This window comes from Massilia sp. BSC265 (assembly GCF_000740675.1).
In the GTDB taxonomy this organism is placed as follows: domain Bacteria; phylum Pseudomonadota; class Gammaproteobacteria; order Burkholderiales; family Burkholderiaceae_D; genus Telluria.
The window spans coordinates 24,198-50,820 of sequence record NZ_JPXI01000042.1 but is presented as its reverse complement, the minus strand read 5'-3'; the positions used below and the strand labels follow the sequence as shown (position 1 = coordinate 50,820).

General features: G+C 64.6%; 22 protein-coding genes and 1 tRNA gene. 7 read left to right on the top strand and 16 right to left on the bottom strand.

The window, feature by feature from the left end; genetic code table 11:
* Positions 1-593: 593 nt before the first annotated feature.
* The 5 genes from MA09_RS21300 to MA09_RS21280 all read left to right on the top strand — a co-directional run bounded on the left by MA09_RS21300 (position 594) and on the right by MA09_RS21280 (position 8,604).
* Complete coding sequence (locus tag MA09_RS21300; RefSeq protein WP_229440812.1) at positions 594-3,575, top strand: TonB-dependent receptor; 2,982 nt, start codon at positions 594-596, stop codon at positions 3,573-3,575.
* Positions 3,576-3,703: 128 nt separating this feature from the next.
* Positions 3,704-5,281 carry a tryptophan halogenase family protein gene (locus MA09_RS21295; RefSeq protein ID WP_036252936.1) on the top strand — a complete coding sequence of 526 codons (1,578 nt, stop codon included), beginning with the start codon at positions 3,704-3,706 and terminating at the stop codon, positions 5,279-5,281.
* 72 nt (positions 5,282-5,353) lie between these two features.
* The gene (locus MA09_RS21290) at positions 5,354-6,064 is read left to right on the top strand and encodes a SapC family protein (RefSeq protein WP_036252934.1); all 711 of its coding nucleotides are present in this window, start codon (positions 5,354-5,356) and stop codon (positions 6,062-6,064) included.
* Entirely contained in the window at positions 6,048-7,067 is a 1,020-nt protein-coding gene (locus MA09_RS21285) for a cupin-like domain-containing protein (protein WP_373887863.1), read from the top strand. Before MA09_RS21290 ends, MA09_RS21285 begins: the two co-directional genes overlap by 17 nt.
* A 10-nt stretch (positions 7,068-7,077) precedes the next feature.
* Positions 7,078-8,604 (top strand): tryptophan halogenase family protein, encoded by a 1,527-nt coding sequence (locus MA09_RS21280; protein ID WP_051933679.1) that lies wholly within the window; start codon positions 7,078-7,080, stop codon positions 8,602-8,604.
* Positions 8,605-8,613: 9 nt separating this feature from the next.
* Here the strand turns inward: MA09_RS21280 and MA09_RS24925 are convergent, their stop codons facing one another.
* The 11 genes from MA09_RS24925 to MA09_RS21230 all read right to left on the bottom strand — a co-directional run bounded on the left by MA09_RS24925 (position 8,614) and on the right by MA09_RS21230 (position 21,055).
* Positions 8,614-8,787: a hypothetical protein gene (locus tag MA09_RS24925; RefSeq protein WP_161783244.1), complete on the bottom strand. Its 174-nt coding sequence runs from the start codon at positions 8,785-8,787 to the stop codon at positions 8,614-8,616.
* A 2-nt stretch (positions 8,788-8,789) separates the two neighbouring features.
* On the bottom strand, positions 8,790-9,149 hold the full coding sequence (locus tag MA09_RS21275) for an NADH-quinone oxidoreductase subunit A (RefSeq protein WP_036252930.1): 360 nt from the start codon (positions 9,147-9,149) through the stop codon (positions 8,790-8,792).
* Positions 9,150-9,497: 348 nt separating this feature from the next.
* On the bottom strand, positions 9,498-10,811 hold the full coding sequence (locus MA09_RS21270) for a sugar MFS transporter (protein WP_036252928.1): 1,314 nt from the start codon (positions 10,809-10,811) through the stop codon (positions 9,498-9,500).
* A gap of 15 nt (positions 10,812-10,826) precedes the next feature.
* Positions 10,827-11,789, bottom strand: coding sequence for a glucokinase (locus MA09_RS21265; RefSeq protein ID WP_051933678.1), 963 nt, complete (start codon positions 11,787-11,789; stop codon positions 10,827-10,829).
* Entirely contained in the window at positions 11,786-14,287 is a 2,502-nt protein-coding gene (locus MA09_RS21260) for a glycoside hydrolase family 3 protein (RefSeq protein ID WP_036252926.1), read from the bottom strand. Before MA09_RS21260 ends, MA09_RS21265 begins: the two co-directional genes overlap by 4 nt.
* Before the next feature lie 37 nt (positions 14,288-14,324).
* A complete protein-coding gene (locus MA09_RS21255) occupies positions 14,325-15,692 on the bottom strand; it encodes a GH1 family beta-glucosidase (RefSeq protein WP_051933677.1) in 1,368 nt (455 codons plus the stop codon).
* 90 nt (positions 15,693-15,782) lie between these two features.
* Entirely contained in the window at positions 15,783-16,841 is a 1,059-nt protein-coding gene (locus MA09_RS21250; RefSeq protein ID WP_036252922.1) for a LacI family DNA-binding transcriptional regulator, read from the bottom strand.
* Positions 16,842-16,919: 78 nt separating this feature from the next.
* Positions 16,920-17,984 (bottom strand): ABC transporter ATP-binding protein, encoded by a 1,065-nt coding sequence (locus MA09_RS21245; RefSeq protein ID WP_036252920.1) that lies wholly within the window; start codon positions 17,982-17,984, stop codon positions 16,920-16,922.
* Positions 17,985-17,997: 13 nt separating this feature from the next.
* Positions 17,998-18,921, bottom strand: coding sequence for a carbohydrate ABC transporter permease (locus tag MA09_RS21240; protein WP_373887862.1), 924 nt, complete (start codon positions 18,919-18,921; stop codon positions 17,998-18,000).
* Positions 18,918-19,793, bottom strand: a complete 876-nt coding sequence (locus MA09_RS21235; RefSeq protein ID WP_036252919.1) for a carbohydrate ABC transporter permease — start codon at positions 19,791-19,793, stop codon at positions 18,918-18,920. Before MA09_RS21235 ends, MA09_RS21240 begins: the two co-directional genes overlap by 4 nt.
* A 5-nt stretch (positions 19,794-19,798) precedes the next feature.
* Positions 19,799-21,055 (bottom strand): ABC transporter substrate-binding protein, encoded by a 1,257-nt coding sequence (locus MA09_RS21230; protein ID WP_051933676.1) that lies wholly within the window; start codon positions 21,053-21,055, stop codon positions 19,799-19,801.
* Between the two features lie 460 nt (positions 21,056-21,515).
* Between MA09_RS21230 and MA09_RS21225 the strand changes: the two genes are divergently transcribed.
* Positions 21,516-22,064 carry a paar repeat-containing protein gene (locus tag MA09_RS21225; protein ID WP_229440811.1) on the top strand — a complete coding sequence of 183 codons (549 nt, stop codon included), beginning with the start codon at positions 21,516-21,518 and terminating at the stop codon, positions 22,062-22,064.
* A 39-nt stretch (positions 22,065-22,103) separates the two neighbouring features.
* Positions 22,104-22,922 carry a GNAT family N-acetyltransferase gene (locus MA09_RS21220; protein WP_036252917.1) on the top strand — a complete coding sequence of 273 codons (819 nt, stop codon included), beginning with the start codon at positions 22,104-22,106 and terminating at the stop codon, positions 22,920-22,922.
* A gap of 64 nt (positions 22,923-22,986) precedes the next feature.
* Here the strand turns inward: MA09_RS21220 and MA09_RS21215 are convergent.
* The 5 genes from MA09_RS21215 to MA09_RS21195 all read right to left on the bottom strand — a co-directional run bounded on the left by MA09_RS21215 (position 22,987) and on the right by MA09_RS21195 (position 26,622).
* Positions 22,987-23,062 (bottom strand) — tRNA-Thr (locus tag MA09_RS21215).
* A 25-nt stretch (positions 23,063-23,087) separates the two neighbouring features.
* A complete protein-coding gene (locus tag MA09_RS21210; RefSeq protein WP_036252915.1) occupies positions 23,088-23,570 on the bottom strand; it encodes a ClpXP protease specificity-enhancing factor in 483 nt (160 codons plus the stop codon).
* 140 nt (positions 23,571-23,710) lie between these two features.
* Positions 23,711-24,322: a glutathione S-transferase N-terminal domain-containing protein gene (locus MA09_RS21205; RefSeq protein WP_036252914.1), complete on the bottom strand. Its 612-nt coding sequence runs from the start codon at positions 24,320-24,322 to the stop codon at positions 23,711-23,713.
* 99 nt (positions 24,323-24,421) lie between these two features.
* Complete coding sequence (locus tag MA09_RS21200) at positions 24,422-25,183, bottom strand: cytochrome c1 (protein WP_036252912.1); 762 nt, start codon at positions 25,181-25,183, stop codon at positions 24,422-24,424.
* Positions 25,184-25,206: 23 nt separating this feature from the next.
* Entirely contained in the window at positions 25,207-26,622 is a 1,416-nt protein-coding gene (locus tag MA09_RS21195; RefSeq protein WP_036252910.1) for a cytochrome b N-terminal domain-containing protein, read from the bottom strand.
* Position 26,623 lies beyond the last annotated feature (1 nt).

The following is a 26,623-nucleotide window of genomic DNA, read 5'->3' as shown; positions in this document are numbered from 1 at the left end:
GCCGACTATAGCACCGCCGATTTTTGGGTGTCAATCGCGTGGCGTCGTGAAAACCGGCATCGACCATGCAGCCTTGTCCCTATGGTCCTCCGCCAGTGTTGCAAATCAGCCGCATTCCGACTCATATCTATATGGAATATTCCGTTGACAATTTTTTTTGCTAACCCTAATATTCAACCGACTTACATGGAAACGTTTCCATGCACCAGACGGATGGTTTGAAGAATTGCTTGACCAACGAAGCATCGCAAGATGCGAGCCTGAGCGATTACAGATGAACGAGCGCACCGCGCACCGCTTTACCCGCTACCCGGCAGCGAGGACATCGGCACTGGCCGCATGTCCTCGCTGTGCCGTCTGGTGGCCGGACGCACCCTGCAATCAGGGCCGGCGGCGCCTGGTGGCGTGGCGAGGAGGTGCCCAGCCATAGGGACGAAAGCAGGGACGGCAACACGGACGACAGCAGGACCGCCGGCAGCGCGCAGCCTGGATTCAGCCGGCACAGGTAGTGGAGACACCGTTGGATTGGGTGACGGTCATTTTAAAAAAAACAGGAGAGCACCATGTATTACCCCAAGGCTAAGCAGACATTGATGAGCCTGGCAGTAGCCAGCGCATGCGCGGCATTCATCCCGGCACATGCCCAGGAAGTCGCCTCGACCCCGGGCGCAGCAACGGCCACTGACGCGGCAGCGCAGGAAGCAACCAGCCCATCCTCGCCGGCCGGCATCCAGACCGTCACCGTGACCGGCCTGCGCGCCAGCCTCGAATCGTCGATGGCCCTCAAGCGCAATGCGCAGGGCTTCGTCGACGGCATCGTCGCCGAAGACATCGGCAAATTCCCCGATACCAACCTGGCCGAATCGCTGCAGCGCATCAGCGGCGTGTCGATCGACCGCAGCATCGGCGAAGGCTCGAAAGTGACGGTGCGCGGCGTCGGCCCGGACTTCAATCTGGTGCTGCTCAACGGCCGCCAGATGCCGACCTCGAACCTGGGCGACCGCCCGGGCCGTGCCTACGACTTCGCCAACATCGCTTCGGAAGCGATCTCGCAACTGCAGGTCTACAAATCGGCACGCGCCGAAACCCCGACCGGCGGCATCGGCGCCACCATCAACGTGCTGACCGCGCGCCCGCTGGCGCGCCCGGGCCTGCAGGCCAGCATCGGCGTCAAGGGCGTGCATGACCGCTCGGCCGACAACCTGCCGGAAGACGTCAAGCGCGGCGGCAAGGTCACCCCTGAAGTGTCGGGCATCTACAGCAATACCTCGGCCGACGGCCGCTTCGGTATCGGCCTGTCGGCCAGCTACCAGGAACGCAACCTGGGCTACAACGTGGCCTCGGTGGGCAACGGCTGGAAGGGCCCGTTCCGCGGCGACGAGAACAACTGGGGCACCATTCCGCAGCCGCTGCCGAACGGCCAGACGCCGGGCATCGTCAACCGCCCGGATCCGACCGACCTGTACCAGGTGCCGCAGAACATGAACTACGCCATGAGCGGCATCCAGCGCCAGCGTACCAACGGCCAACTGGTATTGCAGTTCGCCCCGAGCAAGGCCCTGACCACCACCCTCGACTACACCTATTCGGAAAACAAGATCCAGACCCGCCGCCAGGACGTGTCGGCCTGGTTCAACTTCGGCCCGTCCACCAGCACCTGGACCGACGGTCCGGTGGCCGCACCGCTGGTGTACACCGAGCTGATCCCGGATAACAACAGCGATATCGCGATGGGTGGCGCCGACTTTGCCACCAAGACCCAGAACCACTCCCTCGGCTTCAACGCCGCATGGCGCGTCAACAGCGACGTCCGTTTCGAGCTCGACGCGCATAAATCGACCGCCGAATCGAAGCCGGACAGCCCATGGGGATCGTCCAACACCCTGGGTACCGCCAGCTTCAGCCGCGGCGACACCAGCGTCGACTTCTCGCAGGATCTTCCGGTACTGAGCATCAAGGGCGCCGACTTCCAGCGCGCACCCCAGCAGGTCACCGGCTCGGTGTTCGAGAACGGCTACGTGAAGAGCGAAGTCAAGCAAGTCCAGACGCACGGCAGCTGGAAGATGCTGGAAGCGTCCGAGCTGAAGTTCGGCCTGGGCCATACCGACGTCAACAACCGTTCGGCCTTCTCGGTGCAGCAGCGTGATACCTGGGGCGGCGCCACCGTGCCGTCGGACTACCCGGCCAGCTACTTCCGCCGGGAGAGCCTGCGCCAGTACTTCGACAACATCGACGGCCACGAGAATCCGAACCTGTTCAACACCTTCTACACCTTCGACTTCGCCCGGCTGCGCGAGCAGGCCGCCAGGGTGACGGGCCTTCCCGAGTTGTACCGGCCGAAGACCACCTACGACACCGACCAGCGCACCCGCGAGAAGTCGAAGAGCCTGTACCTGCAGTTCAACACCGACTGGGATACGGCAATGCCGATCCACACCTCGCTCGGCGTGCGCTACGAGAAGACCGACGTCACCTCGACCGCACTGGTGCCGATCGCGACCCGGATCAGCTGGGTGTCGCAGAACGAACTCCCGGTGAGCTTCGGCGCACCGGCCTTTACTACCTTGACCGGCAAGTACAAGCACGTGCTGCCGAGCTTCGATGCCGACATCGACCTGCGGTCGGACATGAAGGGCCGCTTCAGCTACGGCGAAACCATCGGCCGCGCACGCTATGACCAGCTGACCGGCGGCCAAGTGCTCGATACCCTGGCACGTGTCGAGGGCGGTACCGGACGCCAGGGCAACCCGGGCCTGCTGCCGGTTAAGTCGAAGAATATCGACCTGGCCTGGGAGTGGTACTACAACAAGTCGAGCTTCGTCTCGCTCGGCCACTTCCGCAAGAGCCTGGAGAACTACGCCGGCCAGTCGCAGGTCGTCGCCCAGCCCTTCAACCTGCGCACCCCGATCGGCGGCGCCTACTGGAACGCGGCGCTGGCCAATGGCTGTGCGAGCGCGGACACCACCTGCATCCGCAACTACATCTTCCGCAACTTCGCCGGCCAGCCAGGCGTGACGCGCGGCGCGGATGACCCGTCGGGCAACGCCACCGGCACCATCGTCGGCCAGCCGAACGACCCGATCGCCAATTTCAGGATCACCACCTATTCGAACCAGAAGGAGGCGCGCCTGCGCGGCCTCGAGCTGAACGTGCAGCACATGTTCGGCAGCTCCGGCTTCGGCATCCAGGCGAACTACACCAAGGTCGACTCGGGCCTGGAGTACGACAACAGGAGCATCGGCGAGCAGTTTGCGCTGGTCGGCCTGAGCGACTCGGCCAACCTGGTGGGTATCTTCGAGAACGACAAGTGGAACGTGCGTGCGGCCTACAACTGGCGCGACAAGTTCCTGTCGTCGACCTTCGACGGCTCGGGCCCGAACCCGAACTATGTCGAGGCCTACGGCCAGCTCGACCTGAGCATCGGGTACAACGTCAGCAAGCACATCAGCGTCCAGTTCGAGGGCATCAACCTGACCGACGAGATCCGTCGCGTGCACGGCCGCAACGAACGCCAGGCGCTGTACGTGGAGCAGTCCGGTCCACGCTATATGCTGTCGGCCCGCTACAAGTTCTAAGCTGATGCTTCCACCCGGGTCGCCCGGGTACAGAGCAAAAAACCAGCGGGTCGTGGCAGGCGCCATGGTCCGCTGTGTTCATTTTCAGGTTAGACTTGCCTAGGCATTAGTTTTTTTCGGAAACAAATATGGCGAGCACCACCATCAGGCATGTCGTCATCGTGGGCGGGGGCTCGGCTGGCTGGCTGACGGCGGCCGTCCTTGCATCGAGCTTCCAGTCGGCCGGCGAAGGCGCCCTGCGCGTAACGCTGATCGAGTCGCCCGATGTGCCGACGATCGGCGTCGGCGAGGGTACCTGGCCAACCATGCGCGACACCCTGCGCGCGGCCGGCCTGTCCGAGTCCGCATTTTTCCGCGAGTGCGACGCCTCCTTCAAGCAGGGCTCGCGCTTCAACCGCTGGGTCAGCGGCGGCGACCACGACTACTATTTCCACCCCTTCGTGCTGCCACAGGGATGGGGCGATGCCGACATGGCCGGCCACTGGCTCGCGCGCCACGCCGATATTCCCTTCGCCGACCTGGTGAGCTACCAGCCGCACCTGTGCGTGCACGGGCGCGCGCCCAAGCAGGCGGCCACGCCAGAATTCGCCGCCGTGGCCAACTACGGCTATCACCTCGACGCCGGCAAGTTCGGCCTGTTCCTCAAGAAGCATTGTCTGGAAAAGCTCGGCGTGCACTACGTACCGGACCATGTCACGGGCATCCGCTCCCATGACGATGGCGACATCGCCGCCCTGCACACCAAGGCGCACGGCGAACTGGCCGGCGACCTGTTCGTGGACTGCACCGGGATGCAGTCGCTGCTGCTCGGGAAGCACTACGGCGTGCCTTTCCTCCCGCAGCGCGGCATCCTATTCAACGACAGCGCGCTGGCGGTCCAGGTGCCCTATCGGCTTGACGACACGCCGATTGCCTCGCAGACCACGTCCACCGCGCAGGAAGCCGGCTGGATCTGGGACATCGGCCTGCCGACCCGGCGCGGCATCGGCCACGTATATTCGAGCGCCCACACGAGCGATGATGCGGCCGAACGCGCGCTGCGCGCCTACATCCGCGCTACCGGCGGTCCGGACGACATCCCCACGCCGCGCAAACTGTCCTTCGAACCCGGCTACCGCGAGCGCTTCTGGCACCGCAACTGCGTTGCCATCGGCTTATCAAGCGGCTTCATCGAGCCGCTGGAAGCCTCGGCACTGGCCATGGTCGAATTGTCAAGCGCGATGCTGGCCGACGAGATGCCGGTCACACGTGCACAGATGGACCTCTGCGCCCAGCGCTTCAACGAGACCTTCACCTATCGCTGGGAACGGGTGATCGACTTCCTGAAGCTGCACTATGTCCTGAGCCGCCGCGAGGGCGCGCTTGACCCGAACGGCTACTGGCGCGACAACCGGAACAGCGAAACCATCCCGCAGCGCGTGGCCGACCTGCTGGCGCTGTGGCGCCACCGTCCGCCCTCGCGCTACGACTTCAACCGCATCCAGGAGGTCTTCCCGGCGGCGAGTTACCAGTATATTTTGTATGGGATGGGCTTCAGGCCGGAGCCTGGCCTGTCCCGGCGCGAGCGCGTCGGGGAGGGCAACGCCGCCATGGCCGACGGTTTCCTGCGCCAGGCCGCCGACCTGACGCGCCGGATGCTGCCGGCGCTGCCGGACAACCGCACGCTCATCGCGCACATCGTCCGCCATGGCCTGCCCGTCAAATGACCACTACCGTGATCGCAAGGACGCGAGCACGGGCAACAACGACAACAACGACAACGAGAAAGAGACGATCCAATGGCCAAGCCAGTACTGCTGAATAACGTCGACCACAAGGACCTGCGCGTGAACACCCGGCAGGGACGCGGGCTGACCGACAGCCTCGCCTACGTGCAGACCTTCGCCGCCGAATTCCGCCTCCTGCAGGCGCACTACCCGATCATTTTTCGGAAGCAGAGCGAAGTCCACCCCTTCGAGCCGATCGCCCTGTTCGGTTTCGAGACCGACGAGAACCTGTTCCTGGAAGAGGACCGCTGGGATGCGCCCACCCTGCCGCTGCTGGTGGAGCGCCTGCCTTTCATGATCGGCCGCGACGGCGACGAGCTGGTGATCCACATCGATGTCGACAGCCCGCGCATCGGCACCACCGAGGGTGAGCCGATCTTCCTGCCGCACGGCGGCATGAGCCCCTACCTCGAGCACGTCAACTCGATGCTGCTGACCATCCACGAAGGCATGGGGTCCAATGTGGCGTTCGTCGAGGCGCTGGTCGAGCACGAACTGATCGAAGGCTTTGCGCTCGACATCACGCTCGACGACGGTTCGCAGAATCGCCTCGCCGGCTTCTACACCATCAATGAAGAGCGCCTGGCCGCGCTGGATGGCGCGGCGATCGAAACCCTGCACAAGGCCGGCTGGCTGGCCGCCATCTACTTCCAGATCGCGTCGCTGTCGAATTTCCGCGCCCTGATCGACCGCAAGAATGCCCGCCGTGCTGCCCACGCCTAAACCTATCCGCGAGATCAGCGGCCTGACGCCGCGCGACCTCGGCCCTGGCATTCTGGAGTCCACCGAACCGGTGGTGCTGCGTGGTCTTGCGGCAGGGTGGCCGATGGTGCAGGCGGCGCGCCAATCCGCCGGCGCCGCCGATGCCTACCTGCGCCGCTTCTACCGCGACGCCACCGTCAACGCGATGCTCGGCCCGCCCGAGATCGAAGGCCGCTTCTTCTACAACGAAGCGATGGACGGCTTCAACTTCGCCCCCGTGCGCGTGCGTCTCGACAAGGTGCTGGCCGAGCTGGAACGCTACCGCGGCGCTGCCCCGCACCAGCAGCCCGCGATCTACGTCGGCTCGACCACGATCGACACCTGCCTGCCCGGCTTCCACGACGAGAACCGGGTCGAGCTCGGCGAACGCGACGCGCTGGGTTCGATCTGGATCGGTAACCGCACCCGCATCGCGGCCCACTATGACCTGCCGGACAACCTGGCATGCGTCGTGGCCGGGCGGCGCCGCTTCACGCTGTTCCCGCCGAGCCAGGTCGAGAACCTGTACGTCGGCCCGCTCGACCTGACGCCGGCCGGCCAGGCCATCAGCCTGGTCGACTTCCTGAAACCCGATCTCGAGCGCTTCCCGCGCTTTGCCACCGCGATGGAGCATGCGCTGGTGGTCGAGATGGAGCCGGGCGACGCCTTGTTCATCCCCAGCATGTGGTGGCACCACATCCAGGCGCTGGAAGACTTCAATGTGCTGGTGAATTACTGGTGGCGCCAGTCCCCGGATTACATGGACACGCCGATGAACGCCATGATGCATGCCCTGATGAGCGTGCGCGACCTGCCGCCAGAACAGCGCAAGGCCTGGGCCGGCTTGTTCCGCCACTACGTGTTCGAAGCGGATGAGCAGACCGCCGCCCATATTCCGCCCCACGCGCGGCGCGCGCTGGCGCCGATGGATGCCGACAGCGTGCGCAGCATCCGCGCCCAACTACTGAAAAGAATGAACCGCTGAGGAGACAAGGATGGACAAGGGAGGAGAGCAAATGAGCGGCATGGGCAAGCCCGTGCGCCGGGTCGTCATCGCGGGCGGCGGCACCGCCGGCTGGATGGCGGCCGCCTGCATTTCGAAGGTGCTGGGCAAGCGCCTGGACATCAAGCTGGTCGAATCCGACGAGATCGGCACCGTGGGCGTGGGCGAGGCCACCATCCCGACCCTGCTGAACTTCCACAACCTCCTCGAGATCAACGAGCAGGAGTTCATGGCCGAGACCAAGGCCACCTTCAAGCTCGGCATCAGCTTCGAGAACTGGCGCAACGTGAACGAGGACTATATCCACTCGTTCGGCATGACCGGCACCGACCACTGGACCGCCGGTTTCCAGCACTTCTGGCACAAGGGCCGCGAGCGCGGCCTGGCCGGCGACTATGGCGATTACTGCCTGGAGCTGCGCGCCTCGCAAGAGAGCAAGTTCGCCCACCTGCCGCAGAACGGTAGGAACTTCGGCATGAACTATGCCTACCACCTCGATGCGAGTGCCTATGGCCGCTACCTGCGCAAATTCAGCGAGCGCTTCGGCGTGCAGCGCATCGAGGGCAAGATTGTCGACGTCACCACCAGCGCCCTGACGGGCCACGTGCGTTCGATCACGCTCGATTCGGGCGTGGACATCGAAGGCGACCTGTTCATCGACTGCACCGGTTTCCGCGCGCTCCTGATCGGGCAGGCGATGGGTGTCGGCTACGAGGACTGGTCGGAATGGCTGTTCAACGACAGCGCCGCTGCATTGCAAACGACGTCCGTCGGTGATGCGATCCCGCTCACGCGCTCGATCGCCCATCCCTTCGGCTGGCAATGGCGCATCCCGCTGCAGCACCGCGTCGGCAACGGTATCGTGTTCTCGAGCCGCTACGTGGAAGAAGGCGCGGCGATTCAAACGCTGCTGGGGAACATCGAAGGCGAAGCGCTGATGAAGCCGCGCGTCATCAAGTTCACGCCGGGCCAGCGCCGCCAGGTCTGGAAGCACAACGTGGTCGCGGTTGGCCTGTCGAGTGGCTTCCTGGAACCGATCGAATCGACCAGCATCCACCTGATACAGCGCAGCATCATCCGCCTGATGCAGATGTTCCCGGCCAGCGGCATTGCGCAGGCCGACGTCGACGAATTCAACAAGCAGGCCTGGACGGAAGTCGAGCACATCCGCGACTTCATCATCCTGCACTACAAGGTCAACAACCGGATCGACGCGCCCTACTGGGCGGACGCGCGCAACATGGAAGTGCCGGCATCGCTCCAGCACCGCATCGACCTGTTCCGCGAAACCGGCCGCGTCTTCCGCATCTCGAACGAACTGTTCGCCGAGAACTCGTGGGTCCAGGTGATGCTGGGGCAGGGCATCATGCCCTATCGCCACCACCAGTCGGCCGACCTGATGGGCGACGAGGAGCTGTCGCACTTCCTCGGTTCGATCAAGGGGCAGATCGACCGTACCGTGGCCAGCCTGCCTTCGCACCAGTCGTATGTGGGGCGTTACTGCTCGGCGCCGAAATAAGACCGGCGCCTACCAGCCGTGGTCCAGCACGTGCAGCCAGGTGGCGGCGCTGATTGCCAGTGCAAGGCTGGAAACGGCGCCAAGGAAGCCGGCATCGCGCCGGTTGCGCCGCCGGTACTGGCGCCATGCCGCCCAAGCCAGGCACAGGGCGAATATGGCGTTCGTGGCGAGCAATGCGTCCATCTTCACTCCCACTCCAGCGCGCCTTTCCCCCATTCGTAAATCAGCCCGGCCGTCAGCAGCGCCAGGAACACCATGGCGGCCCAGAAGCCCATGCTGTCCAGTTCCATCAGAGCAGCTGCCCAGGGGAAGAGAAAGACCACTTCCAGGTCGAAGACGATGAACAGGATCGCCACCAGGTAATAGCGGACATCAAATTTCATCCGCGCATCTCCGAACGCTTCAAATCCACATTCGTATGGCGACAGCTTTTGCTTGTCGGGGCGATGCGGGCCGAGCGTGCGGCCGAGTACCTGGGGCATGATGCCGACCAGGGTGCCGATGACAATGAACATCAGGACAGGAAGGTATTCCGAGAGATCCATAGGCGAACTCGTGGTCGGAAAAACGTTGGCGCCCAGTGAAAGGCCGGGATCGAAAGCAATGGCGCGCATGCCCACAGGCGGCCATGGTGCTTGTCGACGTCGTCATGAACGATAGTATGTTTGTATTTGAGACCGAAAAAGTCAAGAACTATCAGTGCGATTGAAAGATGGGTTTCGATCTCGACAATCTCCGGGTATTCCCCGCGGCACGGGAGTTTGTCGACGTCATCTGGACCGCCGAGCGGCCACCCGGCCCGGCGGTCAAGCGTTTCATCGATCTGATGAATGCCTTGCGCCGGGACCGGACGCTGCTCGCCCAGGGGGGCAAGGATGAGCGCCCGGGAGGCCTCAGCCCGCCACCGGCTGCTTGTGCAGGTTCGCGTACTTGATGCCGAAATACAGGATGAACAGGTAGCACACGGCCGGCACCAGGAAGGATGGCTGCAGGCCGATGGTGTCGGCGAACATGCCTTGTACGAAAGGCACGATCGCGCCGCCGACGATGGCCATGCACAGGATGCCCGAGCCCTGCCCGGTGAACTTGCCGAGGCCGTGAAGCGCGAGGCTGAAGATGGTCGGGAACATGATCGAATTGAACAGGCCGACCGCGATGATCGCCCACATGGCCAGCTGGCCTTCGCCGAAGGTCGCCGCCAGCACCAGCACGATCGAACCGAGGGCGTTGAAGGCCAGGGTCTTGCCCGGGCTGATTGTGCGCATCACGGCGAAGCCGATGAAGCGGCCCACCAGCGCGCCGCCCCAGTACAGGCTGACGTACTGCGCCGCATCCGCGTGGCTCAGGCCGGCGATGTTGCCCTCGCCGAGGAAGTTGATCAGGAAGCTGCCGATGCTGACTTCCGCGCCCACGTACAGGAAGATCGCGACCGCGCCCAGCACCAGGTGGCGGTAGGCCATCGCGCCGCCCTTGCCGTCGACGGCCGGCTTGCCATCGATCTCGTGGCTGATCTTCGGCAGCCTGGCCACCGCGAACAGCACCGCCAGCAGCGCCAACGCCGCAGCCAGGCCGAGATACGGGCCTTGCACGGCGGCCGCTTCCGCCGCCTTGTGTGCGGCCTGCTCGGCGGCCGGCAGCGCGGCCAGCTGTTCGGCACTCAGCACCACGGTCGACAGGATCAGGATGCCGCCCAGCGCCGGCGCCACGGTGGTGCCGAGCGAGTTGAAAGCCTGGGTCAGGGTGAGGCGGCTGGAGGCGGTGCGCGCCGGCCCGAGCACGGTGACGAAGGGGTTGGCCGCCACCTGCAGGATGGTGATGCCGCTCGCCAACACGAAGAAGGCGAACAGGAACAGGCCGTAGCCGCCCTTCGAGGCCGGATAGAACAGGGCGCAGCCGGCGGCCGCGATCATCAGGCCGGTGACGGCGCCGTTCTGGTAGCCGATCCGCTTGATCAGCATCCCGGCCGGCAGCGACACGATGAAATAGGCACCGAAGAAGCAGAACTGCACCAGCATCGCCTGCAGGTAGGTGAGGGTGTAGATCGACTTCAGGTGCGGGATCAGCACGTCGTTGAGCGACGTGAGCAGGCCCCACATGAAGAACAGGATGGTGACGATGACGAGCGCGCCGGTGTGGGGGTTATGTTCGCCATCGGCGGCCTGCGCCACGCTTGGCGAAGATGCTGGGTTGGGTGCAGTGTTCTGCATGATGTCTCCGTATTGTTATCGTAGTGCCGCGATGTGATCCGAGAGCATCGCGGACACGCCGCGCAGCGCCGGGTACTGCTCGGTGATGAGGTAAGTCGGGATGCGTGCGAGGTAGGGACCGAGGCGTCCCTTGTCCTCGAAGCGCGCGCGGAAAGCTGACTCCGTGAACAGTCTACCAAGCCGGGGCACGATGCCGCCGCCGATATACATGCCGCCGGTCGCGCCCAGGGTCAGCGCGACGTTGCCGGCCACGCTACCCAATATCGCGCAGAAGACCTCGACGGTCCTGGCGCAGTCGCCGGAACTGCCGTCGATTGCCGCACCGGTGATGGCCGGGGCATCGATGCGCTTGCCGGTCAGCGCCCAGTGGATCAGTTCCAGGCCCATGCCCGACAGCAGGCGCTCGGCGGACACATGCCCGTATTCTCCCCACAGCGTTTCCAGGATCGCCACTTCTTCCTTCGTCGATGGCGCGAAGCTCACGTGGCCGCCTTCGCCGGCGAGGGCAATCCAGCGCTTTCCCGCCGGGATCACGCCCGACACGCCCAGGCCCGTGCCCGGGCCGATCAGGCCGATCGGTCGGTTCTGCAGTTCGATGCCGCCGCCGATGCGCTCGCGTCCCTCGGCCGCCAGGTGCGGCAGCGACATCGCCAGCGCGGCGAAGTCGTTCACCACCAGCAAGGTAGCCAGGCCTTGTTGCCGGCGCAGCTCCTCGATCGAGAAGCTCCAGTGGTGGTTGGTCATGCTGACCCGGTCTTCCTCGACCGGATTGGCGATCGCCAGCGCCGCATGGCGCACGCTGCCCACTGCCAGCCCGCGGCCGGCCGCCTTGCCGAGGTAGGCCTGCATGGCCTCGCCCAGGCTCGGGTAGTCGGCGCAGGCCAGCACTTCGATGTCGTCGAAGCCCTCGTCCGACTGCAGGGCGAAGCGGGCGTTGGTGCCGCCGATGTCCGCCAGCAGCTTCAGCTCCATGTTCATCGCAGTTCCTCGCAGCGCACCGCATCCGGTTCGCCTGCGGCGCCGCCGGCGATCTCGATGTTGGTGAAGGCGGCAGCGAAGCCGGCGTCGCTGGTCACGCTGAAGGGTGTGTTCACCTTCGCCAGGTCGGTGCCCTTGGCCTGGAAGCAGGCCAGCGGGATGTTGACGGTCTGCTTGCCCTTGCCGGCCAGGCGTTTGAACAGGGCCGTGGTGTCGAGCGTTCCGCTGCCCATGCTCATCGTGACCTTGCCGCTTGGCGCGCCCGACACGATGGTATCGAAGCGCAGCGCTGCATTGGCGCTGGCGGCGGCCGGCAGCACCATCGCACGGGCGCCGCGCGCCTCGATCGTGGCCGGCCCGGTCCAGGTCACCAGCTTGGCATCCTGCTGGGTATTCACCTGCGAGGTCTGCACGCTCACGCCCGGCAGGCTGAAGGTCGAGTTCAGGTCCGCGCCCAGCACCAGGGTTTGCTGGCCGCTGCGGATCGTCAGCGGGAAGCTGGCGCGGTCGGCCTGGCTGAACACCGGGAAGCTGTTGCTCACGCCGCAACCGCCGGCCGGGTAGGTGGCGTCCAGCTTGCCGACCTTCGAGCGCGTCGCTGCCTTCAGGCCGTAGCCATAGGCGAACAGCGGCGCGTAGTTCTTGTCACCGACGTTCAGGTCCGTCTGGCACACCGACTTCGGCCACGAGAAAGGCAGCTTGCCGGTGAAGTCGTAGCGCTTGGGGCCGGACACCAGGAGGTCCGACACGCCCTTGCCCTCGGTGCCCGGCAGCCAGGCAGCCACGAACACGTCCGACAGGTTGAGCAGATCGTTGACGTAGAGCGGGCGGCCCGAGACGAATACGGTAACTACCGGCTTGCCACGGCCGGCAACGGCCTGCAGCACGGCCAGGTCTTCCGGGTAGCGGCTTGAATGGCGCAGGGTGCCGCTGGGGCCGATGTCGCCGTCGCCCTCGGCGTAGGGGCGTTCGCCGATCACGGCCACCACCACGTCGAACTTCGACACGTCCACGCCCTTGCCGTCCACGCTGAAGGTCACGTTGTCCTTGCCGGCGGCCTCACGAATGCCGGCCAGGACCGTGTCGCCATTCGGGAAGTCGGCATTCGTGTTGGCGGTGCCTTGCCAGGTGATCGACCAGCCGCCGCTCTGGTTCGACATGTCGTCCGCGGTCTTGCCGACCACGAGGATCTTCTTGCCGCGAGCGATCGGCAGCACCGGGCTGTCGTTCTTGAGCAGCACCAGCGATTCGCGCACGGCGCGGCGCGCCAGCTCACGATGCTGCATCACATCGTCCTTGCCGGCATAGGCATTCTGCGCCGGGCTCTTGTCGAACAGGCCGGCGCGCAGCTTGACGCGGATGATGCGGCTCACCGCGTCATCGATGCGCGACATCGGGATCTCGCCGCTCTCCACCTGCTTGATGGTATTGGCGATGAAGGCCTTCCAGTCGTCCGGCACCATGATCATGTCGTTGCCGGCATTGATGGCCGCCGCGCAGCTGTCGTTGCGGCAGCCCGGCACTTCGCCGTGGCCGTTCCAGTCGGTGATGACGAAACCGTCGAAGCCCATCTTTGTCTTCAGCACGTCGGTGAGCATGGCGCGGCTGCCGTGCATCTTGCCGTAGTTGGTGCCGCCGGCCACGTCGTTCCAGGAATTGAACGAGGACATGACGGTTTGCACGCCGGCCTCCAGCGCCGGATAGTAGCCGGCGCCGTGGATGTTGATCATCTGTGATTTGGTGGACTTGTTGACGCCGCGGTCCTTGCCGAACTCGGTGCCGCCGTCGCCGATGAAGTGCTTGGCAGTGGCGATGGTGTTGGCGTCGTCCTTCAGGTTCCCCTGCATGCCGCGCACGTAGGCGCCGGCATAGCTCCTGACCACTTCCGGATGCTCGGCATAGCTCTCGTAGGTGCGTCCCCAGCGGTCGTCGCGCACCACGGCCAGGGTCGGGCCGAAGACCCAGGCGATGCCGCTGGCGCGCGTGGCCTTGGCAGTCGCTGCGCCGATCTCTTCCATCAGCTTCGGATTGCGTGCCGCACCCAGGCCGATGTTGTGCGGGAAGAGGGTGGCGCCGAACACGTTGTTGTGGCCGTGGACGGCGTCCGTGCCCCACACCACCGGCACCTTGATCGCCATGTCGGTGGACATCGAGGCCTCGTGGTAGCGCTGCGCCAGCGCCAGCCATTCGGCCGCCTTCGCGTGCTTGTTCCCGTTCGGCCAGCTGCCGCCGCCGTTGAGCACCGAGCCGAGATAGTAGCGCTTCACGTCTTCCGGCGTGGCGCTCTTGATCTCGGGCTGGGTCATCTGGCCGACCTTCTGCGCCAGCGTCATCTTGCTCACGATCTCGGTGACGCGTTTTTCGAGCGCTGCGTCCTTGGCGATGGCGCTGCGCACCGTCGGCCAATCGTTCAGGGGCGCAGGTGTCGCGGCATGGGCGGAAGGCAGGGCAAGCGCGATGGCAAGCGCCAGCACGGGGTTGCGAAGCATGGGTTTCATGGGTCGTCTCGCTGGTAGTTATATTCTGTATGTCGTCTTATTCACCGCGCAGGAAGGAGCGGTACCACTTGCCGCTGCCCTTCAGGCGGCGCTGCTGGGTTGCGTAATCGATGTGGGTCAGACCGAAGCGCTTCAGGTAGCCTTCTGCCCATTCGAAATTGTCGAGCAGGCTCCAGGCGAAGTAGCCCTTCACCGGCACCCCGTCCTTGATGGCGGACTTGAGCGTGGTCAGGTGGCGCATCAGGTAGTGGCGACGCCCGACGTCGTCGATTTCGCCGTCCGCGCCCACCTCGTCCGCGTAGCAGGAGCCGTTCTCGGTGATGTACATCGGGCCCGGACGGTAATCGTTCTCGATGCGCAGCAGGAGTTCGGCCAGGCCTTGCGGCGCCACTTCCCAGCCCATGTAGGTGGTCTCCACGCCCGGGGCAGGGGGCAGCACGCGCGCTGACAGCGGCCCGTGGCCGGGAGCATGCTGGATGGTCTCGGGGAAGTAGTAGTTCACGCCGAGGAAGTCGGTCGGCACCGCGATGGCTTCCAGGTCGCCCGGCAGCACGACAGGGGCGGCGTCGCCGACCGCTTCCAGGGTCGCCTTCGGATAGCCGCGGCCGTACAGCGGGTCGAGGAACCAGCGGTAGCGCAGGCCGTCGTGGCGCCCGGTGGCGGCGATGTCGTCCGGGTGGCTGGAGGCCGGGCGTACCGGGTGCAAGCTCAGGGCGATGCCGGCCTTGGCATTGCGTACGTTGGCGCGAATCAGCGGCACCGCCTTGCCGTGCGAGAGCAGCACATGGTGCGCGACCTGCAGCGCGGTCTTGAAGTCGGTATTGCCCGGCGCGTGCCAGCCTTCGTAATTGCCGATGATGGCCGTGCACCAGGGTTCGTTATGGGTGATCCAGTGCTGGACACGGTCGCCCAGGCGGCACGTCATCGCGTCCACGAAGGCCAGGTAGGCGTCGACGGTGGCGCGCTCGTTCCAGCCGCCGCGGTCCTGCAGGTACTGCGGCAGGTCCCAATGGTAAAGCGTGGCCCAGGGCTGCAGGCCGCGCTCCAGCATGCCATCCACCAGGCGAGAGTAGAAATCCAAGCCTTTGTCGTTCGGCTTGCCGCCCACCTCGGAGAAGATACGCGGCCAGGCGATCGAGAAGCGGTAGGCGTTCAGTCCCATGTCGCGGCCGATGTCGAAGTCTTCCGGCCAGCGGTGGTAGTGGTCGCAGGCGACCGATCCGTTGGAGCCGTCCTTGATCTTGCCGGGTGTGGCGGCGAAGCGGTCCCAGATCGATTCGACCCGGCCGTCTTCCTGGCCGGCGCCTTCGATCTGGTACGAGGAGGTGGCGCAGCCCCACAAGAAGTCGGGGGCGAAATCGCCGCGCGATGGGGCGCTCGGCTCGGGACGGGGTGTTGTTGTCATGGTCTGGTCCGTGTTGACTCGTTACGCTAGGATATTTGGAAAGCTTTCCAATTGCAATCTAAAAAAAAGGCCGACGGGCGGCCCTCCCTCTTATTTCTTCTTGCTGCGTGTGGCGGCGGTGTTCTTGCCGGCCGAGCCTTCGCTCGGCCCCTTGGCCAGCGAGGCGCGCAGCGTCACGCTGACCGGGAAGGTGCGCGTCACCGGGCGGTGCAGGTCGTAGCAGCGGTTGAGCAGGGCGTTCAGGCCGTTGAGCGTCATCTCGCGCCAGGGCATGTGCACGGACGTCAGGCGTGGCGCCGAGAATGCGGCGCTCGGGGTGTCGTCGTAGCCGATCACCGACAGGTCGCGCGGCACGCTGATGCCGGCTTCCTGGAAGTAGGCCAGCGCGCCCACTGCCATTTCGTCGTTGGCGCAGAACAGGGCGGTGCACTTGGTGCCGGAATCGATCAAGGCCTTGGCCGACGACCAGCCGCCCTGGGGCGAGAAGTCGCTCTCCATCGTCCAGACCTTCTTGGTGTCGATGCCCTCGGCTTCCAGCTCGCGCATGAAGCCGTCGATGCGGGCCACGTTGTCGGCCAGCGCCGACGGTCCGGCGATGACCGCGATATCGCGGTGCTTGTAGTCGAGCAGGGTGCGCGCAGCCAGGCGCCCGCCCAGCACGTGGTCGACCGTGAAGCATTGGTCGGGGATCTGCTTGAATTCGTGGTTCAGCGCGACGATCTGCTTCTGCTTGCCGCCCAGGGTGGCGAGGTCTTCGTCCGTGAGGGCGCTGGTCATCATGACGATGCCGTCGCAGCCGCGTTCGACCAGGAACTCGATGCCCTCGATCGCCTGGCGGCGGGCGTCGCCCAGGCCGACCCCGAAGGCCACCACCATGTGCAGGCCGGCGGCGCGCAGTTCGGTGTCGATGATCTGCAGGATCGGGGTGTAGAAGGTGCCGCTCAGGACCGGGATGTAGACGCCGACCATCCGGCTGGTGCCGGACAGCAGGGCGCGCGCCGCGTGCGAGGGACGGAACCCGAGCTCGTCGATCGCCTTGCGCACGCGTTCCAGCGTGGCGGGCGACACCGAGCCCTTGCCGCTGACCACACGCGAGGCGGTGCCGAGGCCGACGCCGGCGAGACGCGCTACGTCCTTGATGGTTGCCACTAACGATCCCTATCCTGTTGTTTAGTTATTCGATAAACACTGAAGCATACTGCATTCATCTGACACTGGCACCTGTCTTTAAAGGCGTTTTCCACTTGCCGGATCGAACAGCGACACCCGCGCCGCATCGATGTCGAAGCGCACTGCCTGCCCGGTCGCGAGCGGTCGCGGGTCGTGCACGATGCTCGAGAGCTGGTGGCCGCCGCAGTCCAGCCAGACGACCTGGTGGTTGCCCATCAGTTCGACCAGCGTCACCGACGCCTGCAGGGGACCATCCGGGCCCAGGTGAATGTCCTCCGGCCGTATCGCCAGCGTCACCGCGCCCTGAGGGGCCACGCAGTCCGGCGGCAGCGTGAGCGCCAGCGCGCCTGCGCTGAAGCGGCGCTGCACATCCAGCTCCCCCTCGAGCCGGCCCTCGATGAAGTTCATCGAGGGCGAGCCGAGGAAGCCTGCCACGAAGCGGTTGGCCGGACGCTCGTAGACCTCGCTCGGCGTGCCGATCTGCTGGATACGGCCGCCTTGCATCACCACGATGCGGGTGGCCAGGGTCATCGCCTCGGCCTGGTCGTGGGTCACGTAGATCATGGTCGAGCCGAGCGCCTGGTGCAGCATCTTGAGCTCGCGGCGCAGTTCCGCGCGCAGCTTGGCGTCCAGGTTGGAGAGCGGCTCGTCGAACAGGTAGACCCCGGCTTCGCGCACCAGCGCGCGGCCGATGGCCACGCGCTGGCGCTGGCCGCCCGAGAGCTGGGCAGGTTTGCGGTCCAGCAGCGATTCCAGCTGCAGCATCTCGGCCGCCTTCTGCACGCGGCGATTGATTTCCGCCTTGGGCGCACCCGAAATGCGCAGGCCGAAGGACATGTTCTTCTCGACCGTCATGGTCGGGTACAGCGCATACGACTGGAACACCATGCCGATCCCGCGTTCGCTCGGGTCGGCATGGCTCATGTCGCGCCCGCCGATCTCGATCGAGCCGTCGGCCAGGTCGATCAGGCCGGCGATGCTGTGCAGCAGGGTCGATTTGCCGCAGCCCGAAGGCCCGAGCAGGACCAGGAACTCGCCGGGCTCGATGTGCAGGTCGAGGTCGCGGATGACCTGACTGCTGCCGCGGGTGATGCAGAGTTTGCGCAGGTGGACGTTCGACATGCTTAGCCCTTATTTACCCTTTGACGGCGCCGGCGGCGATACCGCGCACGAACCAGCGTCCCGAGATGAAGTAGATCGCCAGCGGCAGCGCCGCCGTCAGGATGGTCGCCGCCATGTTGACGTTGTACAGGCGGGTGCCGGTAGTGGTGTTGATGACGTTATTCAGCTGCACCGTCATCGGCGCATTGTCGCGGCCCGCGAACACCAGGCCGAGGATGTAGTCGTTCCACACGCCGGTGACCTGCATGATGGCGGCGACGACCACGATGGGCAGGGACATCGGCAGCATCACCTGCAGGAAGATGCGCCAGAAGCCGCCGCCGTCGATGCGCGCGGCCTGGAACAGCTCGTGCGGCACCGAGGCATAGTAGTTCCGGAACAGCAGGGTCATGATCGGCATGCCGAAGATGACGTGCACCAGCACGATGGCCGGCAGCGACCCGAACACGCCGGCGCGCGCCATCATCCATACCAGCGGATAGATCATTACCTGCACCGGGATGAAGGCGCCGGCCAGCAGCACGCCGAACAGCACATTGGCGCCGCGCGGCTTCCAGAACGACAGCGCGTAGCCGTTGACGGCGCCCAGCAGGATCGGGATCACGGTGCTCGGCACCGTGATCGCCACCGAATTCCAGAAGCCGCCGCTGACCTGGCTCCAGGCGTTCTTCCACGGCTCGACGGTGGCGAACAGGGGCAGGGCGAACACGTTGCCGCTCCTGATTTCGTCCATCGACTTGAAGGACGTGATGATCATGACGTACAGCGGCAGCAGGAAGTACAGCGCGGCGCTGAAGAGGAAGGCGTAGACGCCGATGCGGGCCGGCGACAGGCGCTTGCGGCGTGCAGCCGGCACGGTCGGGGCGGCCGGGGGCGCATTCGTTGCAGGTTCGAGGGGCATGACGGAAACGGCTGGCTGCAGGACGGTATGGCTCATGCGCGTTTCCTCCGGCTGCGTGCGTAGGCGTAGGGCGCCAGCAGGGCCAGCACCGGGATGAGCAGGGTGACGGCGCCGGCCGAAGCCAGCCCGATGTTCGAACGCAGGAACAGGTGGTCCATGATGAACTTGGCCGGCACCTCGCTCGCCGTGCCCGGTCCGCCGCCGGTCATGGCCACCACCGCGTCGTACAGTTTCACGACGGCGGTGCACAGCAGCAGGAACACGGTCGCCACGGTCGGCCCCAGCATCGGCAGCACGATCTGCAGGTAGACGCGCCAGGCCGGGATGCCATCCAGCCGCGCGGCCTTGTAGATCTCGGGATCGACGCCGCGCAGGCCGGCCAGCATCATCGCCATCACCAGGCCCGAAGCCTGCCAGACGGCGGCGATGACGATGGTGTAGATGACCATCTCCTGGTCGATGATCCAGTCGAAGCTGAAGCTGGAAAAGCCGAGCTGGCGCACCGCGCCCTCGATGCCGGCGCCCGGCGCCAGCATCCACTGCCACACCAGGCCGGTGGCAACGAAGGACATTGCATACGGGTAGAGGAAGACGGTGCGCAGGAAGCCTTCGCCCCGCACGTTCTGGTCGATGAAGGCGGCCAGCAGGAAGCCGAGCACCATGCAGGCACCGATGAACAGCGCGCCGTAGACAAGCAGGTTGTTCAGCGAGATCAGCCAGCGCTCGTTGTCGAACAGACGCACGTACTGGGCGGCGCCAATGAAGGTGTCCGACGGGAAGGTGCGCGAGGCGGTGAACGAGGTGCGGAAGGTCCACAGCGCCGCGCCGATGTAGGCGACGAGCACCGTCAGCGCCATCGGAAGGAGGGCAATATGGGGACTGATTCTGTGTGCGCGCAGGGTGAGCATGACGGTCAGTATTTGAGTGCGTTGGCGATGCTCTTCTGGGCGCGTTCGACCGGCATGTTGGTGTTCCAGTAGGCGGTCAAGACATCCTGCATGGCACCGTTCTGGTCCGGCGTCAGGTAGACCTCGGTCACACCGGCCTGGCGTGCGCGGTCCTTCATGATCTCGATGCCCTTCTGGGCGCACAGGTCCAGCTCGGCCGCATTGACGTCGGTGCGCACCGGGATCGAGCCTTTCAGCTTGCTGAAGCCTACCTGCAGGTCTGGTTGCGAGACCACGTTGGCGAGCAACTGCTGCGCGCGCACGGCTCCGCTGTTATCGGTGCGCGGGAAGACGAAGACGTCGCCCTGGATCAGGTAGGGCGTCGATGGCGTGAAGCCAGCCATGCAGCCGTAGTGCTGGCCTGCGATTTGTCCGGCATTGGTGAACTCGCCCTTGGCCCAGTCGCCCATCACCTGGAAGCCGGCGCGGCCGGCGATGACCAGGGCGGTGGCGTCGTTCCAGTTGCGGCCCGGGGCGCCGGCGTCCACATAGGATTTCAGGCGCTTGAAGGCCAGCAGCACGTTGCGGAATTGGGGCGACAGCAGGGTCGCCTGGTCGCGGTCGCGCATCGCTTTCAGGTAGAGCTCCTTGCCGCCCATGTTGGCCAGGATCGCCGAGAATAGCACGGTCTCCTGCCAGGACTGGCCGCCGTGGGCCAGGGGGATGATCCCGGCCGCCTTCAGCTTGTCGAGGGCGACGAAGAATTCGGCCATGCTGCCTGGCTCCTTCGTGATGCCGGCCTTCTGGAAGGCGGCCTTCGAATACCAGAACCAGGTCTGCATGTGGATGTTCAGCGGCACCGCGTAGTAGTGGCCCTGCACCTTGATCACATCGATGATCGGGGTAGGCAGCATCTGGTCCCAGTTCTGGGCACGGGCGATGCCGTCGACGTTGTTGAGCATCCCCGCTTCGATCACGTCGAGGAACTGCTTGGAGGTGTTGAACTGGGCCGCCGTCGGCGGATTGCCGCCGACGATGCGGTTGATGGTCACGGCACGGGACTGGTCGCCGCCGGCGATGGCGGTGTCGATCCACACGCCGCCTGCATTGCGGTAGGCCTGGGCGACTTGCTTGACCGCAGCCGACTCGCCGCCCGAGGTCCACCAGTGGATGACTTCCGCCCTCGGTGCCACCGGCACCGACGCAGCATGCGCTGGAGCGGCAGGCGTCATGGCAGCGGCCAGCCATGCGCAGGCTGTCGCCAGGGTGCGTACTGTGAACATCGTGTCTCCGTTTTGTGCCGTTATTTTCGGTGATTTGGAAACGTTACCATCGGCTTTGCCCGACTATAGCACCGGGTGAAATGGGGGTCAAACAAATATTGCGATCCGGATTCTGGCACATTTTTAATGCCGGCAAGATAAGTTTTAGTGCTGCGAAACGGCAACAACAAAGTGTGCAACAGCCAATGTACTGACGGTAGTTGGCCGTGGTATCGTTTCTAGATTACTGCCTGAGGTACAGCCCTTACCATGTCCGCCGCGACAGGCGGCCGAGGCGGCTGAAATTTCCTGCCAGATTTTTGTACTCGGCTGCAAGGTGATTGCGCAAGGAATCCGAGCGCAGCTTGCGTGCTGCCTGCGCCTGCTCAACTGCCGGGCACGCTACCTTCCTATGATGAGCTCATACAGCCGGTGAGCCGACGCGGCGCCGGTCTTGGCCAGCACTCGTTGGGAGGAAATCATGTCCAACTCAAAACGTTCGGCTACGCTGGATTCCGCACCGCGTTTGTCGTCGCGCCGTGAAACGCTCCTGGCGGAAAACACAGAGCATCTTACCCATCCAAATGTCGCTGCCTTCCTGAAGGCGATCGCCGCAGCCGAGGGTGGGGGCTATGACTTCAAGTATGGGGCGCTGAAAGGGCAGTCGAACGACCGCTGGCGCTTTACCGACATGTCGACCCATCCTGGGCCGGGCATCGACGGCAGGACGACCGCCGCCGGGATGTACCAGATTACGCGGCCGACCTGGCAGCACCATGGCGCCAAGCTTGGCTTGCGGGATTTTTCGCCACGCACGCAGGACCTGATTGCCGTCGAGATCCTGCGTAGCCTCGGGGTCATCGACGCGATCAAGGCGGGCGATATTGCCGATGTGATGCCCAAGGTTGCGCGAACCTGGGCGGCCTTGCCGAAAGGGCCGGGGCGGGGCAACCACTATCCGCGGCAGCGCCATGTCAGCTACGACCACTTCCTTTCGGCCTACTTGCAGGCAGGCGGCACGATTGCATAGCATGCTGCAGGGCGGTCCCTTCCACATCCTTTCGATCCTATGCAAGACGACACCATCCACCTTGGCCACCCCGGCATCGACACTTCGCTGATGTTCATCCGCTTTGCGGGCGAGGTGACGCGGCAGGGTCCTTACACCGTCATGCGGGTGCCGTCGAATCCTGACTTCTACCAAGGAAATGCGCTCGTTTTGCCGTCTTGCCCGCAAGACGACGATCGCGAACGCCTGGAGGCGGACTTCGCGCGCCTGGTCGGCACACCACCCACGATCGCGCACCGCACCTTCATCTGGCCGCCGGCCCCCGGCGAAGCGCCCGTCCTCGAGGGTTTCCTCGCTGCCGGGTATGCCTATGCATCCCATCCGGTCCTGCTGCTGGAGCGCGGAAGCCTGCGTGAACCGGAGCATGCCGTGCCGGGCCTCGAGGTCCGCCCCTTCGCCAGCGAGCAAGATTGGGCGGATTGGCGCGGAATGAACCTGCGCGAGCTGGCCGGCCTGTATCCAGAAGCAGCGCAGCGTGCCTTCCTCGACGAAGAACAGGCGTTGTTCATGCGTCTCGAGGCGGCAGGCCGCGGCCACTGGTGGGGCGCCTTCCTCGACGGCCGCCAGGTGGCTCACCTGGGCCTGTACTTCGAAGGGAAGAGGGGACGTTTCCAGGCGGTGCTGACCGACCCGGATTACCGCGGCCGCGGCATCTGCTCCCAGCTGGTCCACCACGTCGCGCGCCTGGGCCTGGAGCGGGCGGAGCAGCTTGTGATCGTGGCGGACGAAACCCATGGCGCCGGACGCGTGTACCAGAAGCTCGGTTTCATGCCCCGGCTGCGCGTTGCCCAGCTGATGTGGGCGCCTCCCGCCGACTGAGGAGGCGTAAACGGCACGAGGGGTTGCGCCACTGGCTGCAACCCCTCGTTTCAATGCTGCATACTGGTGCCGGCTGCAGGACTCGAACCCGCCACCTGATGATTACAAATCAACTGCTCTACCTGATGAGCTAAGCCGGCTTAATCTTGGAACAACGATTATACGCTATTTGATGCGCGTCAACGTCGGACGACCACCCTTCTTCGGCGGCTCGTCATCGCCATCCGAACTGGTCGTGGTCTCGACGAGCGTTTCCGTCCGCTTGTCTGGCACCGCCGACAGCGACGGCGCCGCCGCCTCTTCGGTCGAGGACGGAGGCGCCATCTCCGCCGCCGTCACGTTCACCTCGAAGGCCATGCCCTGGCCATTCTCGTTCGCGTAAATCGCCAGCACGTTCTGCACGGGAATGTACAGCTCGCGCGAGACGCCGTTGAAGCGTGCCCGGAAGTGGATCGCATCGTTGTCCATCTTCAGGCCCGAGGTGGCGCCGTAGCTGATGTTCAGGATGATCTCACCCTTGCGGACGTACTCCATCGGCACCGTCGTGGCGGCGTCGACCTTGACCGCGAGGTAGGGCGTGTAGCCGCTGTCCGTGCACCATTCGTAGATAGCGCGCAGCAGGTAGGGCTTGGTGGAGATCTCGGACATGGATGTGATAAAAAAAGCAAACCTGTACGCGCCAGTTTAACGGATTCGCCTGTATGGCGTCCGAAAACCGGCGCATATCGAATCGTGATGCGGAATCATGAGATGCGGATGCGGATGCCGGAGCACGCCCGCACACGGCATCAGCGGCGCATCACCTTTTCGGACGGGGTCAGCGCCTCGATGTAGGCCGGACGCGAGAAGATGCGCTCGGCGTACTTCATCAGCGGGGCCGCGGTCTTCGACAGCTCGATGCCGTAGTGGTCCAGGCGCCAGAGCAGCGGGGCGATCGCGACGTCCAGCATCGAGAACTCGTCACCCAGCATGTACTTGTTCTTCAGGAACAGTGGGGCCAGCGTGGTCAGGCGGTCGCGGATTTCCGAACGGGCCTTGTCGTGGCTCTTGTCGTTCGTCTTGTTGCGCTCGCTTTCCAGCACGTGCACGTGGACGAACAGTTCCTTCTCGAAGTTGAACAGCATCAGGCGGGCACGGGCGCGCATCAGCGGATCGGCCGGCATCAGCTGCGGGTGGGGGAAGCGTTCGTCGATGTATTCGTTGATGATGTTCGACTCATACAGGATCAGTTCGCGCTCGACCAGGATCGGCACCTGGCCGTAGGGGTTCATGGTCGAGATGTCTTCCGGCTTGTTGAACAGGTCGACGTCACGCACCTCGAAGTCCATGCCCTTTTCGAACAGGACCAGGCGGCAGCGTTGGGAGAACGGGCACGTGGTGCCGGAGTAGAGAACCATCATGGTTTATAGTTCCTTAAGAAACAATGGGGTGAAGCGCCTAGCGATTCACCCCGAAAAATGATTGCCCGTATTATAGCCAACCGGGCAATGAAAGCGAATTTACTTCACTTCTTTCCAGTAAGATTTGTTCAAAAGCCAAGCCAGGAAGGCGAAAAGCGACATGAACAGCAACACGATAACGCCCAACTTCTTGCGCGTGTCTTGCGCTGGCTCAGCCATCCACACCAGATAGGCAACCAAGTCGGCCGTCGCGGTGTCAAATTCCTGCTGGGTCATCGTTCCTTGCGACAGCTGCTGGAACCCGACGAACTGATGGGTCGTGTTGCCGGAGACTCCCGGATTCGGCGCATCCGCGAATTTCGCCACGCGCACACCCTGCTCCTGCCACATCACGTGCGGCATGGCCACGTTCGGCACCACCATGTTGTTCCAGCCGGTCGGGCGGGTGTCGTCCTTGTAGAAGGTGCGCAGGTAGGTGTACAGGTAATCGGCGCCGCTGCCCGAAGGCGAAGCCTTGGCGCGTGCCATCACCGACAGGTCCGGCGGCACGGCGCCGAACCAGGCCTTGGCGTCGTCCGGACGCATGGCCGTCGTCATCATGCCGCCCACCTTGTCCTGCGTAAACAGCAGGTTGTTCTTGATCTGCTCTTCGGTCAGGCCGATATCGCGCAGGCGGTTATAGCGCATGGCCGATGCCGAATGGCAGTTCAGGCAGTGGTTGACGAACAGCCTGGCGCCGTTCTGCAGCGAGGCCAGGTCGCTGCGCTCCGGTGCCGGCTCGAGTGCAAAGCCGCTTTCGGCGGCAAATGCCAGTCCCGGCACCAGCGCCAGGACTGCGATCAGTTTCTTCGCAAATTTCATGTGTCTGTCCTTGTGGTGCGCGGTTAGTGTGGCGTGAAGGTCAGGCGCGTCGGCACCGGCTTGAACCGGCCCATCGTGCTCCACCACGGCATCAACAGGAAGAACGCGAAGTACAGCAGGGTCGCTACTTGCGAGATGATGGTGTAGGCCGGCGTCGGCAGCTGGGTGCCCAGGTAGCCCAGGGTCACGAAGCACAGCGCGAACAGGATGTACACCCACTTGTGCCAGTCCGGACGGTAGCGGATCGAGCGCGCCGGCGACTTGTCGAGCCACGGCAGGAAGGCGATGATCACCACCGACGAACCGAACAGCACCACGCCCCAGAACTTCGCATCCAGCACCTGCGGCAGCATGCCGACGATCAGGACCAGGCCGATCACGGCGATGGCCAGCTTGGTCTTGTAGGCCAGGCGCGACTTGAGCCAGATGAACACGACATAGGCGGCGGTCGCGGCCATCAGCACGTACATGAAGTCGGCGGTGGTGGCGCGCAGCACCGAGTAGAACGGGGTGAAGTACCAGGTCGGCGCGATGTGCGGCGGGGTCTTCATCGAGTCGGCCGGCAGGAAGTTGTTGTACTCCAGGAAGTAGCCGCCCATCTCGGGTGCGAAGAACACGATCGCCGAGAAGATGGTCAGGAACACCGCCACGCCGAAGAAGTCCTTGGTCGAGTAGTACGGGTGCGATGGGATGCCGTCCACCGGGTGGCCGTCGGCGCCCAGGTTGTCCTTGATCTCGATGCCGTCCGGGTTGTTCGAGCCGACTTCGTGCAGCGCGATCAGGTGCGCCGCCACCAGGCCCAGGATCACCAGCGGCAGGGCGATGACGTGGAAGGCGAAGAAGCGGTTCAGGGTGGCGTCGGAGACGACGTAGTCGCCGCGGATCCACAGCGACAGGTCCGGGCCGATGACAGGGATGGCGCCGAACAGGTTGACGATCACCTGGGCGCCCCAGTACGACATCTGGCCCCATGGCAGCAGGTAGCCGAAGAAGGCCTCGGCCATCAGGCACAGGAAGATCGCGAAGCCGAACAGCCAGATCAGCTCGCGCGGCTTGCGGTAGGAGCCGTACATGAGGCCGCGTGCCATGTGCAGGTACACGACGATGAAGAACATCGAGGCGCCGGTGGAGTGCATGTAGCGCACCAGCCAGCCCCAGGGCACTTCGCGCATGATGTACTCGACCGAGCCGAAGGCCAGGTTGGCGTCCGGCTTGTAGTGCATGGTCAGGAAGATGCCGGTGACGATCTGCAGCACCAGCACCAGCATGGCCAGCGAGCCGAACAGGTACCAGACGTTGAAGTTCTTGGGGGCGTAGTACTTGCCCCACTGGTCGTTCCACAGCTTCGACAGCGGGAAGCGGTCGTCGACCCAGGCCAGTGCCTTCTGGCCGGCCGATGCATGCGCAGGAACCTGTGTTTCCTTGAATGGGCCGCCCATG

Bases quoted from the DNA above. Each gene is read 5' to 3' on its own strand.
- MA09_RS21300 (WP_229440812.1), top strand. From the start codon at position 594: ATGAGCCTGGCAGTAGCCAGCGCATGCGCGGCATTCATCCCGGCACAT.
- MA09_RS21295 (WP_036252936.1), top strand. From the start codon at position 3,704: ATGGCGAGCACCACCATCAGGCATGTCGTCATCGTGGGCGGGGGCTCG.
- MA09_RS21290 (WP_036252934.1), top strand. From the start codon at position 5,354: ATGGCCAAGCCAGTACTGCTGAATAACGTCGACCACAAGGACCTGCGC.
- MA09_RS21280 (WP_051933679.1), top strand. From the start codon at position 7,078: ATGGACAAGGGAGGAGAGCAAATGAGCGGCATGGGCAAGCCCGTGCGC.
- MA09_RS24925 (WP_161783244.1), bottom strand. From the start codon at position 8,787: ATGGACGCATTGCTCGCCACGAACGCCATATTCGCCCTGTGCCTGGCT.
- MA09_RS21275 (WP_036252930.1), bottom strand. From the start codon at position 9,149: ATGGATCTCTCGGAATACCTTCCTGTCCTGATGTTCATTGTCATCGGC.
- MA09_RS21270 (WP_036252928.1), bottom strand. From the start codon at position 10,811: ATGCAGAACACTGCACCCAACCCAGCATCTTCGCCAAGCGTGGCGCAG.
- MA09_RS21265 (WP_051933678.1), bottom strand. From the start codon at position 11,789: ATGAACATGGAGCTGAAGCTGCTGGCGGACATCGGCGGCACCAACGCC.
- MA09_RS21260 (WP_036252926.1), bottom strand. From the start codon at position 14,287: ATGAAACCCATGCTTCGCAACCCCGTGCTGGCGCTTGCCATCGCGCTT.
- MA09_RS21255 (WP_051933677.1), bottom strand. From the start codon at position 15,692: ATGACAACAACACCCCGTCCCGAGCCGAGCGCCCCATCGCGCGGCGAT.
- MA09_RS21245 (WP_036252920.1), bottom strand. From the start codon at position 17,984: ATGTCGAACGTCCACCTGCGCAAACTCTGCATCACCCGCGGCAGCAGT.
- MA09_RS21240 (WP_373887862.1), bottom strand. From the start codon at position 18,921: ATGAGCCATACCGTCCTGCAGCCAGCCGTTTCCGTCATGCCCCTCGAA.
- MA09_RS21235 (WP_036252919.1), bottom strand. From the start codon at position 19,793: ATGCTCACCCTGCGCGCACACAGAATCAGTCCCCATATTGCCCTCCTT.
- MA09_RS21230 (WP_051933676.1), bottom strand. From the start codon at position 21,055: ATGTTCACAGTACGCACCCTGGCGACAGCCTGCGCATGGCTGGCCGCT.
- MA09_RS21225 (WP_229440811.1), top strand. From the start codon at position 21,516: ATGTCCAACTCAAAACGTTCGGCTACGCTGGATTCCGCACCGCGTTTG.
- MA09_RS21220 (WP_036252917.1), top strand. From the start codon at position 22,104: ATGCAAGACGACACCATCCACCTTGGCCACCCCGGCATCGACACTTCG.
- MA09_RS21210 (WP_036252915.1), bottom strand. From the start codon at position 23,570: ATGTCCGAGATCTCCACCAAGCCCTACCTGCTGCGCGCTATCTACGAA.
- MA09_RS21205 (WP_036252914.1), bottom strand. From the start codon at position 24,322: ATGATGGTTCTCTACTCCGGCACCACGTGCCCGTTCTCCCAACGCTGC.
- MA09_RS21200 (WP_036252912.1), bottom strand. From the start codon at position 25,183: ATGAAATTTGCGAAGAAACTGATCGCAGTCCTGGCGCTGGTGCCGGGA.
- MA09_RS21195 (WP_036252910.1), bottom strand. From the start codon at position 26,622: ATGGGCGGCCCATTCAAGGAAACACAGGTTCCTGCGCATGCATCGGCC.